The organism is Thermosipho melanesiensis BI429, from assembly GCF_000016905.1.
GTDB classification, from domain to species: Bacteria; Thermotogota; Thermotogae; order Thermotogales; family Fervidobacteriaceae; genus Thermosipho; species Thermosipho melanesiensis.
The window spans coordinates 1,219,472-1,235,203 of sequence record NC_009616.1; the positions used below are offsets into that span (position 1 = coordinate 1,219,472).

A 15,732-nucleotide genomic window follows, 5' to 3' on the forward strand; every position below is an offset into this window, starting at 1 on the left:
ATATAATCTATTACAGAAATGGAGGTGGTAAAATGCCATTCGGTAGAGGTTTTTTTGGAAGAGGATATGGTTATGGCAGAGGATATGGATATGGTAGAGGTTTTGGTTATGGTAGAGGGTTTGGAAGAGGATATGGTTTTGAACAATATGATGAGAGGTTTCTTCTTGAAGAGGAAAGAGATATGCTTTTAGAATATGTAGATTATTTGAAGAGTGAGATTTCGTACGCTGAAAGAAGATTAAAAGAACTTGATAAAATGCTTCAAGGAGGTGAATGATATGCCAGGTTTTGATGGAACAGGACCATTGGGTACAGGACCTATAGGATATAGAAGAGGATATTGCAGGTTTGGAAGAGGAGATTATGGGTGGTTTGATCCTTATTTACCGGATTATGGTAGAAGAGCTTTTGGATTGTTCAGAGGATATGGAAGAGGCTTTGGCAGAGGCTTCGGCAGAGGACATGGCAGAGGTTTTGGTAGAGGCGGATATGGCAGAGGTTTCGGTGGAGGATATGGAAGAGGCTTTGGCAGAAGATACAATTGGTAACCCCCAGTTTCTGGGGGTTATTTGTTATCATTTAAATTATCCCACAAAATTTTTATTTCTTCTTCATATTTTTTAAAGATTTCTAGTATTTTTGGATTGAAATCATTTGGAGACGTTCTATTATCGCCTTTTAATATGATCTCCATTGCTTTTTCGTGAGATAATGCTTTTTTGTAAGGTCTTTTTGAGCGTAATGCGTCATATACATCCACTATATTAACTATTTGTGCTTCTATTGGTATAAGTTCACCTTTTAGACCAAAGGGATAACCTTTACCGTTATATTTTTCATGATGATACAAGGCAATTTTTTTTGCAATTTCCAATCTTGGATCACCATCCAAAATTTCTGCTCCCCAAATTGTATGATTTTTCATGATTTTCCATTCTTTTTCTGAAAGTGGTCCAGGTTTTGTTAGTATTTCAGGTGGAACCTTTATTTTTCCAATATCATGCAATGGAGAATAAAGATATATTTGACGTACAAGTGTTTTTGGTAGCCCTAATTTTTTTGCTAAAAATTCAGAGAGAATTTGGACCCTTTTAATATGATTTCCCGTATTCTCATCAAAGCCTTCTACTATATTTGACATTTTTTCTATAAATAGTTCATATGTGGATTCAAGTTCGCCAGAGTATTTTTCAATTTCATTGTATGCGTCAAGCAATTCTTCGTTTGTAGCTTTAAGCTCTTGAAAGTTTGCTTCTATTATTGATATCATATCAGCTATTTCATTTATTAGGACTTCGATTTCTTTTATATTAGATGTAATTTTTGAAGAATCAAAGGTTTGGTTGTTAAGATAATTTTTTGCTTCATTTACAAGTGTTTCAAGTGGCATGGCAATGGAGTTTTTTAGTTCAGTGTTTATATTTTTATTTACTATTTTTCCAAGAAAGAGAATAAGAAAGATGCTTACTAGTGATATGAAATAATATGGTAAAAGTTCTAGGAATAAATTTTTGTAAGTAACAATATAAACGTTTCCTTTTGCTTCTTTAGTAATTAAAAGGATATTTTTGGAAATGAATCTTTCGCTTTTTGTTGGAATGTTGAATGTTTTCCCGATTTTATTTTTATTTTCTGAAAATAAGATGATGTTATTTTTAGAGATTAATAGTAAGTCCTTGTTTGATAAAATATCATTCAAGAAAGATGGATTTATATCAATTCCAATTACTCCTGAAATGTTCATTCCATTTACATATTTTGATATTGTGATTATAATATCTTTTGTAATGTGGTCCACATATGGTTCTGTTATTTGTGTTTTCTCTTTGTTTTTTGAAGCATTTATAAACCAAGGTCTGGTATTTGGGTTAATTCCATTTATCATGTCTGTTTCTGGATAAATTAAAATATTTTTACTTGATGTTGAAAAATAAATATATGATATTTTGTTTTGGAATTTGTTATAAAAGTTCTTTAAAATTTCTCCTAATTTTTCTGTATTATCAATTAAATTGTTGTCATAACTTAAAAATTCGAGAAAATTTTCCATATTTGTAAAGGTATTATTCCATTTTTCCACTGCTTTTTCTAGCTCAATTTTTGATGTGGTAATTGTTGTACGAAAGCCTATTGACATGAAAAATATACCGGATACTATTGCTAAAATAATAAACGGAAATATTAATTGTTTGTTTATCTTTTTTTGTATAAAGGTGTTTAGATTCAATCTCCCACCTCATTTTAATTATTTTCTTTATTATATTTTATCATGAATTTTCAAATTAATAAATGATGTAGTAGGAAATGAGTGGTATAATATCTTTGGAGGTGAGTTTGTGCCAAAAGGATTTAGAAGAAGAGGTAGAGGATTTGTAATGGGAGATTTCTTAGCAGCTTCTTTACTTTTGCTTTTAAAAGAAAAACCATCACATGGTTATGAGTTAGTTCAGAGACTTTATGAAGCTAATTTTTACAATTTTAGGCATGATCCTGGTGTGATTTACAATATTTTAAGGCGTTTGGAAGAAGGTGGATTTATAACTTACGAAATAGAAGAAGGAGATGGTCCCTTTAGGAAGGTTTACAAAATAACAGATGAAGGAATTGATTATTTAGAATTAATTAAAGTTGAAATTAAACAACTTTATAAACAACTAGGTCTTTTTTTAAAAGAATTTGGTGATATGGGGGAGATGTAATGGTTGGGAAGATAACCGTTATTACAGGACCCATGTATTCTGGGAAAACGACAGAACTTTTATCCTTTGTTGAAATTTATAATATAGGGAGAAAAAAGACAATTGTATTTAAACCTTCTATAGATAACAGATATGGTGAAGATATTGTATCAACTCATACTGGTTTCAAAGTTAGTGCAATTAGAATATCAAAATCAAGAGAGATATTAGATTATATTAGAGATTCTATTGATGCTGTATTTGTAGATGAAATACAATTTTTTGATTTAGAATTGGTTGATGTTGTAAAAGAATTGGTTTTTAAAGGAATAGACGTATATTGTGCAGGATTAGATATTTCATATCTTGAAAATCCGTTTGAAACTACTGCAAAACTTTTGGCGATGGCTGACGAGGTAATTAAAAAGAAAGCAGTTTGTGAGAAGTGCGGCGAGCATAGGGCGACTTATTCATATAAAATAATACCTAATGGTGGAGAAATTGATGTTGGGGGTAAAGAAAAATACATAGCATTATGTAGAAAGTGTTTGAGTGAAATAAAAAAACAGGAGGTGATATTGTGAGGAAATTTGTTATTTTGTTCTTTTCGGTATTTGTTATTTTGGGATTTTCACTTGATCTAGTTATATTGCATACCAGTGATTTACATGGAAATATCTTGCCAATAAATTATGCAACAAACATGCCTTCAGATGTTGGACTTGCAAAGATTGCTACTTTAGTTAAACAAATGAAAAAAATGTATAGGAATGTTATTTTGATTGATTCGGGGGATTTAATTCAAGGTACACCACTTGAATATTATCATGCAAGGATTGACAACAAACCTATTGATCCTATGATTTTGGTGATGAACAAATTGGGGTATTCCGCTTGGACGTTAGGCAACCATGAATTTAATTATGGTTTAGATATCTTAAATAAAGCTATATCAGAAGCACAATTTCCGGCTTTGAGTGCAAATATTTTAAATGAAAATGGGGAACCTGTATTTAAACCATATCATATAGTAAATGTGGGAGATATAAAGGTTGGAATTTTGGGATTAACCACAAAGTTTATACCAAATTGGGAAGAGCCGAAAAATATTAAAGGCTTAAAGTTTGAAGATCCAATTGCTATTGCCAAAAAATATGCGAATGAATTAAGGAATAAAGTTGACGTGCTTGTGGTAAGTTATCATGGAGGATTGGAAAGAGATCCAGAAACAGGTGAACCTACAGAAGAATTAACTGGAGAAAATCAGGGATATCAATTACTAGAGGAAGTTGATGGTATTGATGTGTTATTGCTGGGACATCAGCATAGAACAATTGCAACCAAAATAAATGGAGTACCTGTTTCAATGCCCTCTTATTGGGGAAAATATGTTGGAAAAGTTGTACTAAAATTGGAAAAAGTAGATGGAAAATGGAAAATAGTAGATAGTAGTGTTGAATCGGTTTCGGTAAAAGGTGTGGAACCAGATACTGAAGTAATGTCTCTTGTAAAACCTTACGAAGGGAAGGTACAAACATGGCTTGATCAACCAGTTGGATATGCGAAGGGAGATTTTTGGATTTATGATCCATTGTTTGCAAGATTGCAAGATAATAGCTTAATAGAATTTGTAAATAAAGTGCAAATGTATTATAGTAAGGCGAAGATCTCTTCAACTGCATTGTTTAACAATAGTATAAGAGGTTGGAAAAAAGGACCTGTTACGCTAAGAGATATAAATGCAGTATATATATATCCAAATACATTGAAGATTATAAAGGTAAAAGGAAAGGATATAAAAGATGCATTAGAGAAAAGTGCAGATTATTTTGTATATGATAATTACAAGGTTTCAGTTAATAAAAGTTGGGTAAAACCAAAACCAAGACATTACAATTACGATATGTGGGAAGGAATTAGTTATAAAATAGTTTTGAATAATCCATCTGGTGAAAGAATTGTTGATCTAATGTTTGAAGGGAAACCAATTGAAATGGATAAAGAGTATGAAATTGTTTTAAATAATTACAGAGCTGGTGGCGGCGGCGGTTATTTAATGTTCAAGGGAAAACCAGTTGTCAGAGAAGTAATGATGGAAGTGTCAGAATTAATGGCAGATTATATTTTAAATAATAAGGAAATTGAGGCAACTGTAGATAATAATTGGGAAACTGTTATAAAATTTGAATATATTGTAAAACCAGGTGATAATCTTTGGAGTATTTCTAAAAGATTGGGAATTTCGATGAATGATCTTATAAGATGGAATGGTATTAAAAATCCATCTATGCTTAAAGTTGGCCAAAAGTTAGTATATTACAAAAATTACATTGATACATTGCCACCAATAAAAGAGGTTATGGGATTTTAAAAGTCCAAGGGAAGACCCTTGGACTTTTTTATCACAGAACACAAGAGAAAACCTAGAATTCTATAACCACAAGAGGAAATCATCAACGATCAGAATGAAGAGAAAATATGCTTCTAACTTACAAATTCAAAATCTATCCTAAAAAACTAAACAAGCCTACTCATTACAACAAGTGGGATAGTGTTCTAACACATACAAAGCAAAAAGAGGAGGAATTGAATCAATAAAAATGACAGATTCATAGCATTAAGTCAAACAAGTTAGGTATGTGGATGAAAAAGTAAGAAGACTTGAACATTAAACAATGAAAAAATCCAAAATGCAGAGCAGTTTATGGTAGAGAAATTAATACAGCAAAGATGTTGCTGTGTGGAGAAAATAGGAAAGTATGGTGAGAAGCATTTGAAGCTAGGCCTGTGGATTGTGAACTGGTGGGGATTACAAGAGTGCTACGAGCCATCGTAAAATGAAGTAGAGAGCCAAGTTTTCTAAGCATAGCGTATGATGTGTTAGTTTATAACCCTAATTCTTCTAAAACAAGAACTACTTTTATTCGACCTGGATGTCTAAATCCTGATTCGATGATAGTATAATAATTACAAATCCTTTGGTGGGATGCACAATCAACACAATATCCCGTTTGAACACATGGGGTGTTTAAATTTAAACGTTTGGTATTCATGGGAGAAATGTATCTAATTCTTTCTCGTGCTTGTTCTAAATCTTTAACAATCTTGTTTATGCTTGTTACTAAGATTACGTTTTTAGGCCCAAAAATTACAGCTGCTACTCTGTTACCATTTCCATCTAAGAGTGCAATTTCTCCTTTTTCTGTTATTGCATTTGCACTGCATATGTAATAATCTGCAAAAAATGCTTTTCTTTCTAATTCGTATTTTTCTTCTGTTGATTTTGCACTATACCTGTCGTAAAAGATATAATTTCCCGTTCTTAGCTTTTCGAGCAAACCAATTTCAGTTAAGGTAAGTGAACCACCAGTAGCAACTGAGGAATTTTCCGGTATCAAACCTAAAACAATTTTTAACGCAGAATCTTTATTTCTTGCTATATATACTTCATGTCTTTTTTTATTTAGTTCATCTGCAACTTTGTTGGCAAGTGATTCATATTTCCAAATATAAAATTCTTTTCTCATTTATTCGCCTCCTATTTTAATTCTCTATCTATTTTAAATGTAAGGGACTTGAAAGAAAGAGTTATATCTACATCTTCAACAGGTAATTTTGTTCTTAATTTTATTGGTGCGAAATTTATAAATCCTTTTATACCTAAATTTTCAAGTTTTTCAACCATCATTTGTGCAGCGTTTTCAGGGACTGCTATAATAGCAATTTCCACAATGTTTTTTTTGAAGAAATCTTCAAGTTCTGAAATATGTTTAATGGTTAATTTTCCAATTTTTTTACCAACTTTTGACCTATCTGCATCAAAGATACCAATGATACTAAACTTTTCTTTTCTTAACCCTTCGTAGTTTACAAGTGCTGTTCCTATGTTACCTGCACCAATAACTATTACATTCCAGTACTTGTTCACACCTATTATTTTTTCAAGCTTTGTCATTAGTTCATATGTATTGTAACCAACACCTCGTTTTCCAAATTCTCCAAAGTAGGAAAGATCTTTTCTTACTTGACTAGATTTTATTCCTAGTCTTTCTGCTATATCTTTTGATGCCACAAAATCAATACCTTCATCAGATAACCTATTAAGGCATCTATAGTAAAGCCCAAGCCTTTTAATAACCGGTTTTGGAATTTTTTTCTGATTCTCCATATTATCCCCTCCTAAATGTGAAGTAAGTCACAATAAATTATACAACATTTTTCACAAACATTTCAAGAGAAAAATTTGATAATCAAACTTATAATTTTTTTATTGATTTTAGATAATCAAAGTTAAAAAAGGGAAAATAAGAAATATCTACACTTTTTTTTATGTTTGGATATTTTTTATTTATTTGAATATTTGATATTTTTATGTTAAAATACAAGCGGAAAAACAGACAAAACAACTCAAAATTTAATAAATGGCTAAATTTTATTATACTTGCTAAGGAGGGAGTGTTATGAATTTCTCAGTTTTTATTGTGACCTATTTCACATGGGTGTTGCTAACAGGTTATAACGATATTTCGGAATTGTTAGTTGGTTTTTTAGTATCACTGGTTATTTCCGTTGTATTTAAAAGGTATTATAGGATTAAGTTTGATGGTTGGTTTTTAGTGAAGATTGTAAAGTTTTTGTTAATATATCTACCTATTTTCATTTGGGAGATGATTAAAGCAAACTTTGATGTAGCAGCACGTGTTTTAAATCCGAAACTTCCTATTAATCCAGGATTTGTAAGAGTTAAAACGGAATTAAAAAAAGATACCTCAAGGCTTTTCTTGGCAAACTCAATTACATTAACTCCTGGAACTTTGACTTTAGATGTAGAAGAAGATACGTTGTATATTCACTGGATAGATGTAAAAGCAAAAAGTGCAGATGAAAGAAGAAGACATATTTCCGAAAAGTTTGAAAAAATTTTAAAGGGGGTATTTGAATGAATTATTTACAATATATATATTTTACACTAGTAGGTTTAGGAGTTTTTTTATCTTTTTTGAGAATATTATTTGGACCAACAAGTGCAGATAGAGTAGCGGCTCTTGATACATTAAATGTTGTTCTAACTGGAACTATAGTTTTTTTGGCGCTTATATTTAAAAATGGATTATATCTTGATATTGCTTTAGTTTATGGATTACTTTCTTTTGTTGAGACGGTTGTTATTGCACGCAATTTGGAGGGGAAAAAATGATGATATTAGGATACTTACTTATAGTAATAGGTGCATTTTTTTATTTTTTAGGTGGATTAGGGATTTTTAGGATGCCTGATGTGTATAACAGGCTTCAGGCAGGAACTAAAGCTACAACGTTAGGTTCCTTTTCAGTTATTTTAGGTGTTGGACTTGTGAATTTAGAATTTTTACCAAAAGCTTTGGTTATAATTGCGTTTATTGCCTTAACTAATCCAGTTGGTAGTTCTGTTTTAGCAAGGTCTGCATATTTAAAAGGAATTAAGCCTACAGATAAAACCCAAGTTGATGAATATAAGGGTGGTGAAAAAGAATGATGTACTTAACAGTATTTGTTGGAATTTTAATGATAGTTTCTGCTATTTATGCTGTTGAAGCTAAAAAGGTGCTTGATTCATTCATTGCGTTGTCATTACTAAGCTTATTATCTGTATTTTTGTTTATTGTAATGAAAGCTCCAGATGTTGCAATTACGGAAGCTTCTGTTGGAGCCGGATTGACTACAGCTGTCTTAATACTTGCTTTGAAAAGATTGGGTGGTGATAGAGAATGAGAAGAGTATTCTCATTGTTAATTGTTACTGGATTGTTGATATTTTTTGTTAGTTCTTTATCGGCGATACCGGAATATGGAAAGGCAAGGTTATCAAAAGTTTCTAAAGCGTATATAAATAAAAATGTGAAAGGTGAAACAGGAGAAGTTGAGTTTGAAAAATCTAAAAATTTGGAAGATGGTGCTGCAAACGTTGTAACTTCAATTGTTGTTGATTATAGATCATTTGATACCTTAGGTGAAGTTACAGTTTTATTTACATCTGCTTTAGGTGTAGGGATAATATTAAATGGAATTAAAAAGAAAACTTTTGGAAGAACACCTAACTTTATCTTAAGGATTTCCGTTGGAATTTTATTACCTTTAATCTTATTGTTTGGTGCTTACATCTTTATCCACGGTCACTTGACACCTGGAGGGGGTTTTCCGGGAGGTACTATAATTGCAGCTGGAATATTGCTCCTTTACCTTTCCAATGAAGAATTTAAACTCGGAAAAGCTTCAAAATTTGTGGAAAGTGTTGCAGGAAGTGTTTACGTAATTATTGGAATTATAGGGTTGGCAATAGGTGGATATTTCTTAATTAACTTCCTCCCGACAGGAGTTTTAGGTGCTTTATTTAGTGCGGGAATTATTCCAATTGTTTATGTGGTTATAGGATTTAAGGTTGGTGCAGAATTATCAGGTATAATTGCCGATTTACACGGGGAGGGATAATGATGATATACTATATTTCATTTCTTTTGATAGGTATAGGTATATACGGTCTTCTAACTCAAAAAAACCTTTTTAAATACTTGGTTTCATTGACTATTATAGATACAGCAATCAACTTGTTTATCATTTCTATTGGATACATAAATGGTAAAGATGTGCCTATCTTTTCAAAATATACAAAAACGGCAAATTTTGTTGATCCTCTACCACAAGCTTTGGTGTTAACGGCTATTGTTATAGGTGTAGGTACATTAGCTTTAGGTACATCACTTTTAATAAGAACGTATGAGAAATATAGTACATTAGACGTTGAAGAAATCGCCCAAAAGGAGGCGGAAGAATGATAGCTCTTTTAGTTGCTATTCCATTAATCTCTGCGTTTTTATTCGTGCCATTTAAAGATAAGTCAAAATACATATTACCATTTGTTATTTTGTTGGATTTAATAGTGTTATTTAACTTAGCTCCAGGTACAATTTCAGAAATGGGTGGCTGGAAAGCACCTTTTGGAATAGTTTTGGTACTTGATTCTGCAAGTTTTTACACAGTACTAGTTGTAAATATTATCTTTTTATTGATTTCATTTATGCCGCAAATCGCAGAAAGAAACTATTCAATAATTTTATTAATACTTTTAGGAGCGTTAAATGGCTTAATTCTTACAGGGGATATTTTTAATTCTTTTGTATTTTTGGAAATTACTGCAGCAGCTGGATATATAATTGCATCTACTAAGAAAAATTATTATGGAGCATTTAAATACCTAATTATTGGTGGAATTGCTGGTGGATTTTATCTTCTTGGAGCAATTTATGCATATTTAGGTACCGGCTCATTGAATTTAGCCGATATAGCGATTAATATAAATCATTCTATTATGCCATATGTAGCACTTTTGTTATTTGTTGGACTAGCAGTTGAGGCAAAAGTTTTGCCATTAGCAGGATGGGTTCCAAGTGTTTATGCATCAGGTTCATCTTTAACACCAACGGTTTTAGGTACCACTGTTACTTTTTCTGTGATTTATCTCTTGGGAAGGATTTTTATTACTGTATTTAATGGTTATTTTTTAGATGTAATTTATGTATTTGGACTTTTAACTCTTATTCTTGCCGAAATTGCCGCATTTAGACAAGAAAAATTGTTAAAAGCTCTTGCTTTTTCTTCAATTGCACAGGCAGGTTTAGTGTTAAGTGTTATTTCTCTTAATACCTTTAGTGCGTTAAATGCAGCATATTTTCATCTCTTAAATGATGTAACCGCAAAATTAGTTTTATTTATTGTAGCTGCAAGTGTTTCTGGAAGTTTTATGAAGAATAAAACGTTAGGGATTACATTTAGTATTGCTTCCTTTTCTTTAATAGGATTCCCATTGTTTGCTGGTTTCAGGAGTAAATTGTTAATTTTAAAAAGTGCTTTTGAGAAAGGTGACTATTTATTACCTATACTTTTGTTGATAGCTACTGTGATTGAAATGGCGTATCTTCTGAAGTGGAATGTAAAATTTTGGTATAGTAATGAAGATATAAATAAGGAAATTCCATGGAATATAATGTTACTGGTGTTAATAGTTGCATTGTTTATCATTTATATAGGAATATTCCCAGAAATATATTTAAAAATTTCCAGAAGTATAGCGGAAGGTTTGATAAATTCAGAGGCATATGTAACGACTATTCTGGGAGGGATGTAAATGATTTCTTTGGTTAATTTGATATTACTTTTTTTGTTTGGATCTTTAATTTCATATATTCTCACAAAAGTCAACAAAGTAATAGGTGCAATTTTCAATTTTCTTTTAACAGGATATGCCCTTTTTGTTGTGTGGAATGTTGAAGTTGGTACTACTGAGAAGTTGTTTAGTATTTTTGAAGGTTTAGAAAGTGTATTGAAAGTTACCTTTTTGGGGAAATTTTTTGCTTTAATTAGTTTGATAGTTATTTCATTTGTTGCGTTTTTTGTACTTGAATGGATAAAAAAGAAAAATTTGAATGCTGCAGCTTTTAATCTTTTTTATATGTTAATGATTGCGGGAGTATTAGGTGTATTCTTTTCAAATGACTTACTTACACTTTATGTTTTTTGGGAAATTGCCGTTTTAGGTTCGTTTTTGATTGTTCCTATGGGAAAGGAAGATTCTAAAAAAGCTGCGATTATATATGTTGTTATTAGCGGAATAGGAAGTTATCTATATCTTTTTGCAACATTTTCATTATATTTTAGGTACGGAGTACTTGATTTTAAAGGAGTTTCTCAACATTTATTGAATGAGCCTTCAAATATTTATAAATGGTTTGTGGTGTTGTTTATTGCTAGTGCAGGTATTGCAAAAAGTGGTTTGTTCCCGCTTCATACATGGCTTAGGATAACACATGGAAATGCTCCTGATGCATTTAGTGCGGTACTTTCAGGTCAACTTGTAAAAATGGGTTCTTATGTTTTGGCAATTTCTCTTGCTGTGTTTCCAACAACACAGTTATTTAATGCATTTTATATGGGAGTACCTTTGATAAATTACATTTTAATATGGCTTGGTAATATTTCAATAATTATAGGTACCTTTATGGCAATTAGACAAAATGATATGAAACAATTGATAGCTTTTTCTTCAATTGCAAATGGAGGTTATATACTTGTTGGTTTAGGTGTTATGAATTCTACGGGCTTTGCTGGTGGTTTATTCCATGTATTTAATCATGCAATTGCTGCTGCTATGATATTTTTGTCTTTTGCTGCGGTTGTTTATAGGACAGGTACTACAAAAATAGATGAGATGGGTGGGTTAATTTGGAGGATGCCATGGACCTTTGTGATTTATCTTGTAGGTATAATTTCCCTCGCAGGTATTCCACCAACAAGTGGTTTTATTTCAAAATGGATGATTTTTAATGCCCTTCTTACCAAAGGTATGTTTCTAACTTTGACAATAACATTTATTGGGAGTATTGGTTCATTTTTATATGTTTTTAGACCATTGGCAGGGGTATTTTTGGGGCAGTTAAAAAAGAAACATTATGAGATTGAAGAAGTATCGATTATAATGTTGATACCAATGTTACTTTTAGTTTTTCTTACGTTGATTATAGGAATTTATCCTAAACCATTATTAGACATGATTTCATCTGTTGAGCAAGAACTTGGAATAAAGGCCATAGAATATAGTGGAACAATTATAAAAACTAGTTTAGGGCAGTGGAATACTTTAACAGTATTTAATATGTTTGTTGTTGGTTTCATTATTGCTGTAATTCTTTATTTAATTTTCCCAAATGGAAAGAAGGTTAAATTAACAGATCAGTATACTGGAGGGGAATATTTGTATAATTACGATCTTTATCACTATGCAACGGGATTTTATAAATTTCTAGAGAGACTTTATGACAAACATCCCTCGTTTGAAAAATTATATGAAATGTTAGCTAACTTTTTTAGAAGTATGGGTGGAATTGTTGTAAGCCTCGTATATAAACCAGGTCCAAGTGGTTATGTATTTTGGTTTTCTATTGTAATCCTCATATTATTTTGGGTGAGGTGGTAATGATGACTGTGCTTAAAATAATAGCAGTATTAATGACAGGTTTTTTTGTTGGTCTAACTTTAGAAGGTGTTGCAAGAAAAGTGATGGCGAGAATTCAAAGAAGATATGGACCGCCTTGGTATCAAAATTTCATAGATGTGTTTAAGGTGTTATCAAAAAGGGGTATTTCTCATGGTTGGATTTTTGACTTTGGAATTTTAATGGCATTGGGGGGCGTTATTGCAACTTTATCATTTGTTCCCCTTGGGAATTTGGTGGCATTTCCTGGGTTGGATAACATATTTATTATTGTTTATTTATTTGCAGTTGGTGCACTAGGTATGGCAATGGGAATGGTAGGATCCGGAAATCCTAATGCAAGTATTGGAGTTGCAAGGGCCTTAACACAAATGTTGGGGTATGAGATACCATACATGCTTTCACTTTCTGCTGTAATGTTTTATTACAAAACGGCCTCTGTATCGAAACTTATGATATCTCAGCAAGATACATGGACACTGGTTAAAATGCCAATAGGGGGTATAGTTGCGTTTATATCTCTATTAGGAATGTTAGGGAAAAAACCATTCGATACGCCAATTGCTCCAGCAGAGATTGCTTCTGGACCTATGGTAGAGTTATCTGCAAAATATATGGGACTTTTAATGTTGATGCATACATTTTCAGTTTTTGTTGAAGTTAGTTTGTTCGTAGATGTTTTTTTGGGTGTAAGTAATTATTGGACGTTTTTAATAAAGTTTACAGTTGTTTGGGTGTTTGCAACTATGATTTCTTCAGTTTTGCCGCGATTTAGAATAGAACAAGTTGTCAAGTTTTACTGGAAAGTTCCATTGGGATTGGCATTTTTGCAAGTATTATTTGTACTACTTGGATGGGTATTTTAGGAGGTGGTTGTATGTCAATAAACGAGAGAAATTTATGGGAAAAGATAGCAGATAAATTGAGAAGTAAGTCTCTATGGATGTTGCATTATTGTACAGGGTGTGGAGCAGTGGAATTACCACCAACAATGACATCAAGGTTTGATATGGAGCGTTTTGGAATGGGGCCTATGGCTACTCCAAGGCAAGCTGATATTTTGTTTATTACAGGTTATTTAAGTGCAAAAACTCTTAGGAGAGTTATTTATACATATGAGCAGATGGCTGAGCCAAAATATGTGATTGGTTTTGGTTCTTGTACTTTAAATGGAGGAATTTATTATGATTCTTATGCTACTATAAACAAATTAGACTATTACATTCCCGTTGATTTATACATTGCAGGTTGTATGCCAAGACCTGAGGCATTATTGGAGGCATTTAACAAATTGATGAGAATGATTAGGAGTGGAGAGGCAAATGGATGGAAAAAATACAGAGAAAATTATGAATGGTACAAACAAAATCAAATAAGATCTCTCGGGGAGGTGTTTATCCATGACGAGTTTCATGAGTGATGTAATAAAGAAAATAGAAAAAATTTTCAATGATATTGAGATAGTAGAAATAGATAGTAGAGAAATAAAAATAAACGTTAAACCCGAGAGTATCGTTTCAATCCTTTCTATGTTGAAAGGAGAGGGATATTCACATTTGTCGTTATTAACAGCGGTTGATTGGATTGAAGAGAATAAATTTGAATTGGTATATATTCTATTCTCTTGGAAAGATGGCAGTAAAATAATTGTTTCAACAAAAATTGAAAGGGGAAATTCTCAGTTTGTTACAGTAAAACATCTTTGGAGTATAGCTAGATATTATGAGAGAGAAATCCATGAATTTTTTGGCATAAATTTTGAAGGAAATGATGATATGAAGCCTTTGTTTCTCGAAAACTGGGATGATATACCACCTCTTAGGAAAGATTTTGATCCAATGGAATATTCTAGGAAAAAATTTCCAGATAGGGAATATAAGAAAGATGTTATTCATGAAGCAAAAATAATAAGAGGTGATTTAAATGGGTGAAGTAAAACTCTTTTTTGGACCTAACCATCCTGGAATGCACGGAAATTTTAGTGTCCATATGTATGTGGAAGGAGATACAGTAGTTAAAGCAAGACCTTTACCAGGCTTTCTTCATAGGGGATTTGAAAAATTAATGGAAAGAAGACTTTGGTATCAAAATTTAGCCTTAATTCCGAGAATTTGTGTTCCAGAACCTGACATAAACGAGTTATGTTATGCACTAGCAGTAGAAAAAATTGCAAAAATAGATGTGCCAGAAAGGGCTCAATGGATTAGAATGATTGTTCTTGAGCTTGCAAGGATAGCAAATCATCTATGGAGTTTTTCAGGTATAGGTGGTCCCATAGGACTTTATACAGGTTCTTTTTGGGGAACAGCAGATAGAGATAGGATATTGGATATATTTGAAAATTTAACTGGTGCAAGAGTATACCATATGTATATAGTTCCAGGAGGAGTGAGAAAGGACTTAACACCAAAAATTGAGAAAATGATTTTAGAGACGTTAGACTACATTGAATCACGTTTGCCTGATTATGAAAAGTTAATATTAAAAAATAGGATAGTACATACAAGATTGAAAGGTATAGCAAAACTTGACAGAGAAACGGCTTTAGAAATGGGAGTGACAGGTGTCGGGTTGAGAGCCACAGGTGTTCCATATGATATTAGAAAGGTTGATCCATATTTGTTTTATGATAAAGTCGACTTTGAAGTTCCCTTTTCAACAGATGGTGATGCGTTTGCGAGAGTGTATTTGAAATTTAGGGAAATTTTCCAAAGTATAAAGATAGTGAAACAAGCACTTGAAAAAATGCCGGTGGGTAAGGTGAATACGCCAATAAGTGAAGGTAGCGCTTTAAGATTTAGGGTACCAAAGGGTCAAGCATATGTTCATATAGAATCTACAAGAGGGGAATACGGATATTATATGGTATCAGATGGTGGTGAAAAACCATACAGAGTAGTAGTTAGAGGTGCATCTTATCCACAAACATTTATTGGAGTAGAAAAATATTTACCTGGTACCCGTATTGAAGATGTACCAATCTGGCTTTCCACAATGGATGTTTGTGCTCCCGAGGTAGATAGATAATGGA

At 32.1% G+C, this 15,732-nt stretch carries 20 protein-coding genes; 17 read left to right on the forward strand and 3 right to left on the reverse strand.

Annotation, left to right across the window (positions count from 1 at the left end):
- The first annotated feature begins 32 nt into the window (after window positions 1-32).
- Both TMEL_RS06210 and TMEL_RS06215 read left to right on the forward strand, forming a co-directional pair.
- Window positions 33-278 (forward strand): DUF5320 family protein, encoded by a 246-nt coding sequence (locus TMEL_RS06210; RefSeq protein ID WP_012057415.1) that lies wholly within the window; start codon window positions 33-35, stop codon window positions 276-278.
- Between the two features lies 1 nt (window position 279).
- Window positions 280-549, forward strand: a complete 270-nt coding sequence (locus tag TMEL_RS06215) for a hypothetical protein (RefSeq protein WP_012057416.1) — start codon at window positions 280-282, stop codon at window positions 547-549.
- Between the two features lie 17 nt (window positions 550-566).
- Here TMEL_RS06215 and TMEL_RS06220 read toward each other — a convergent pair whose 3' ends face one another.
- Complete coding sequence (locus tag TMEL_RS06220; protein WP_012057417.1) at window positions 567-2,228, reverse strand: HD domain-containing phosphohydrolase; 1,662 nt, start codon at window positions 2,226-2,228, stop codon at window positions 567-569.
- 109 nt (window positions 2,229-2,337) lie between these two features.
- Between TMEL_RS06220 and TMEL_RS06225 the strand changes: the two genes are divergently transcribed.
- Genes TMEL_RS06225 through TMEL_RS06235 form a run of 3 tightly spaced genes read left to right on the forward strand, consistent with a single transcriptional unit; the run spans window position 2,338 to window position 5,050 of the window.
- Window positions 2,338-2,700 carry a PadR family transcriptional regulator gene (locus tag TMEL_RS06225; protein WP_012057418.1) on the forward strand — a complete coding sequence of 121 codons (363 nt, stop codon included), beginning with the start codon at window positions 2,338-2,340 and terminating at the stop codon, window positions 2,698-2,700.
- Entirely contained in the window at window positions 2,700-3,263 is a 564-nt protein-coding gene (locus TMEL_RS06230) for a thymidine kinase (protein ID WP_012057419.1), read from the forward strand. The genes TMEL_RS06225 and TMEL_RS06230 overlap by 1 nt, the downstream gene beginning before the upstream one ends.
- Entirely contained in the window at window positions 3,260-5,050 is a 1,791-nt protein-coding gene (locus TMEL_RS06235; RefSeq protein ID WP_012057420.1) for a 5'-nucleotidase C-terminal domain-containing protein, read from the forward strand. The genes TMEL_RS06230 and TMEL_RS06235 overlap by 4 nt, the downstream gene beginning before the upstream one ends.
- Before the next feature lie 514 nt (window positions 5,051-5,564).
- Here TMEL_RS06235 and TMEL_RS06240 read toward each other — a convergent pair.
- Both TMEL_RS06240 and TMEL_RS06245 read right to left on the reverse strand, forming a co-directional pair.
- Entirely contained in the window at window positions 5,565-6,206 is a 642-nt protein-coding gene (locus TMEL_RS06240) for a lactate utilization protein (protein ID WP_012057421.1), read from the reverse strand.
- A gap of 11 nt (window positions 6,207-6,217) precedes the next feature.
- Window positions 6,218-6,847 (reverse strand): redox-sensing transcriptional repressor Rex, encoded by a 630-nt coding sequence (locus TMEL_RS06245; RefSeq protein WP_012057422.1) that lies wholly within the window; start codon window positions 6,845-6,847, stop codon window positions 6,218-6,220.
- 292 nt (window positions 6,848-7,139) lie between these two features.
- Between TMEL_RS06245 and TMEL_RS06250 the strand changes: the two genes are divergently transcribed.
- The 12 genes from TMEL_RS06250 to TMEL_RS06305 are packed head-to-tail and all read left to right on the forward strand — an operon-like array spanning window position 7,140 to window position 15,728.
- Window positions 7,140-7,622 (forward strand): Na+/H+ antiporter subunit E, encoded by a 483-nt coding sequence (locus TMEL_RS06250; protein ID WP_012057423.1) that lies wholly within the window; start codon window positions 7,140-7,142, stop codon window positions 7,620-7,622.
- Window positions 7,619-7,876, forward strand: coding sequence for a cation:proton antiporter (locus TMEL_RS06255; RefSeq protein ID WP_012057424.1), 258 nt, complete (start codon window positions 7,619-7,621; stop codon window positions 7,874-7,876). Before TMEL_RS06250 ends, TMEL_RS06255 begins: the two co-directional genes overlap by 4 nt.
- Window positions 7,873-8,193, forward strand: coding sequence for a monovalent cation/H(+) antiporter subunit G (gene mnhG, locus TMEL_RS06260; protein WP_012057425.1), 321 nt, complete (start codon window positions 7,873-7,875; stop codon window positions 8,191-8,193). Before TMEL_RS06255 ends, mnhG begins: the two co-directional genes overlap by 4 nt.
- The gene (locus TMEL_RS06265) at window positions 8,190-8,429 is read left to right on the forward strand and encodes a Na(+)/H(+) antiporter subunit B (RefSeq protein WP_012057426.1); all 240 of its coding nucleotides are present in this window, start codon (window positions 8,190-8,192) and stop codon (window positions 8,427-8,429) included. Before mnhG ends, TMEL_RS06265 begins: the two co-directional genes overlap by 4 nt.
- Window positions 8,426-9,145, forward strand: a complete 720-nt coding sequence (locus tag TMEL_RS06270) for a Na(+)/H(+) antiporter subunit B (protein ID WP_012057427.1) — start codon at window positions 8,426-8,428, stop codon at window positions 9,143-9,145. Before TMEL_RS06265 ends, TMEL_RS06270 begins: the two co-directional genes overlap by 4 nt.
- Window positions 9,146-9,147: 2 nt before the next feature.
- Entirely contained in the window at window positions 9,148-9,489 is a 342-nt protein-coding gene (locus tag TMEL_RS06275; protein ID WP_077277086.1) for a sodium:proton antiporter, read from the forward strand.
- Window positions 9,486-10,838, forward strand: coding sequence for a Na+/H+ antiporter subunit D (locus tag TMEL_RS06280; protein WP_012057429.1), 1,353 nt, complete (start codon window positions 9,486-9,488; stop codon window positions 10,836-10,838). The genes TMEL_RS06275 and TMEL_RS06280 overlap by 4 nt, the downstream gene beginning before the upstream one ends.
- Entirely contained in the window at window positions 10,839-12,683 is a 1,845-nt protein-coding gene (locus TMEL_RS06285; RefSeq protein ID WP_012057430.1) for a proton-conducting transporter transmembrane domain-containing protein, read from the forward strand.
- Between the two features lie 2 nt (window positions 12,684-12,685).
- On the forward strand, window positions 12,686-13,567 hold the full coding sequence (locus TMEL_RS06290) for a respiratory chain complex I subunit 1 family protein (RefSeq protein WP_012057431.1): 882 nt from the start codon (window positions 12,686-12,688) through the stop codon (window positions 13,565-13,567).
- A gap of 11 nt (window positions 13,568-13,578) precedes the next feature.
- Complete coding sequence (locus TMEL_RS06295) at window positions 13,579-14,121, forward strand: NuoB/complex I 20 kDa subunit family protein (RefSeq protein WP_012057432.1); 543 nt, start codon at window positions 13,579-13,581, stop codon at window positions 14,119-14,121.
- Complete coding sequence (locus tag TMEL_RS06300; protein ID WP_012057433.1) at window positions 14,102-14,632, forward strand: NADH-quinone oxidoreductase subunit C; 531 nt, start codon at window positions 14,102-14,104, stop codon at window positions 14,630-14,632. The genes TMEL_RS06295 and TMEL_RS06300 overlap by 20 nt, the downstream gene beginning before the upstream one ends.
- Window positions 14,625-15,728, forward strand: coding sequence for an NADH-quinone oxidoreductase subunit D (locus TMEL_RS06305; RefSeq protein ID WP_012057434.1), 1,104 nt, complete (start codon window positions 14,625-14,627; stop codon window positions 15,726-15,728). The genes TMEL_RS06300 and TMEL_RS06305 overlap by 8 nt, the downstream gene beginning before the upstream one ends.
- Window positions 15,729-15,732 lie beyond the last annotated feature (4 nt).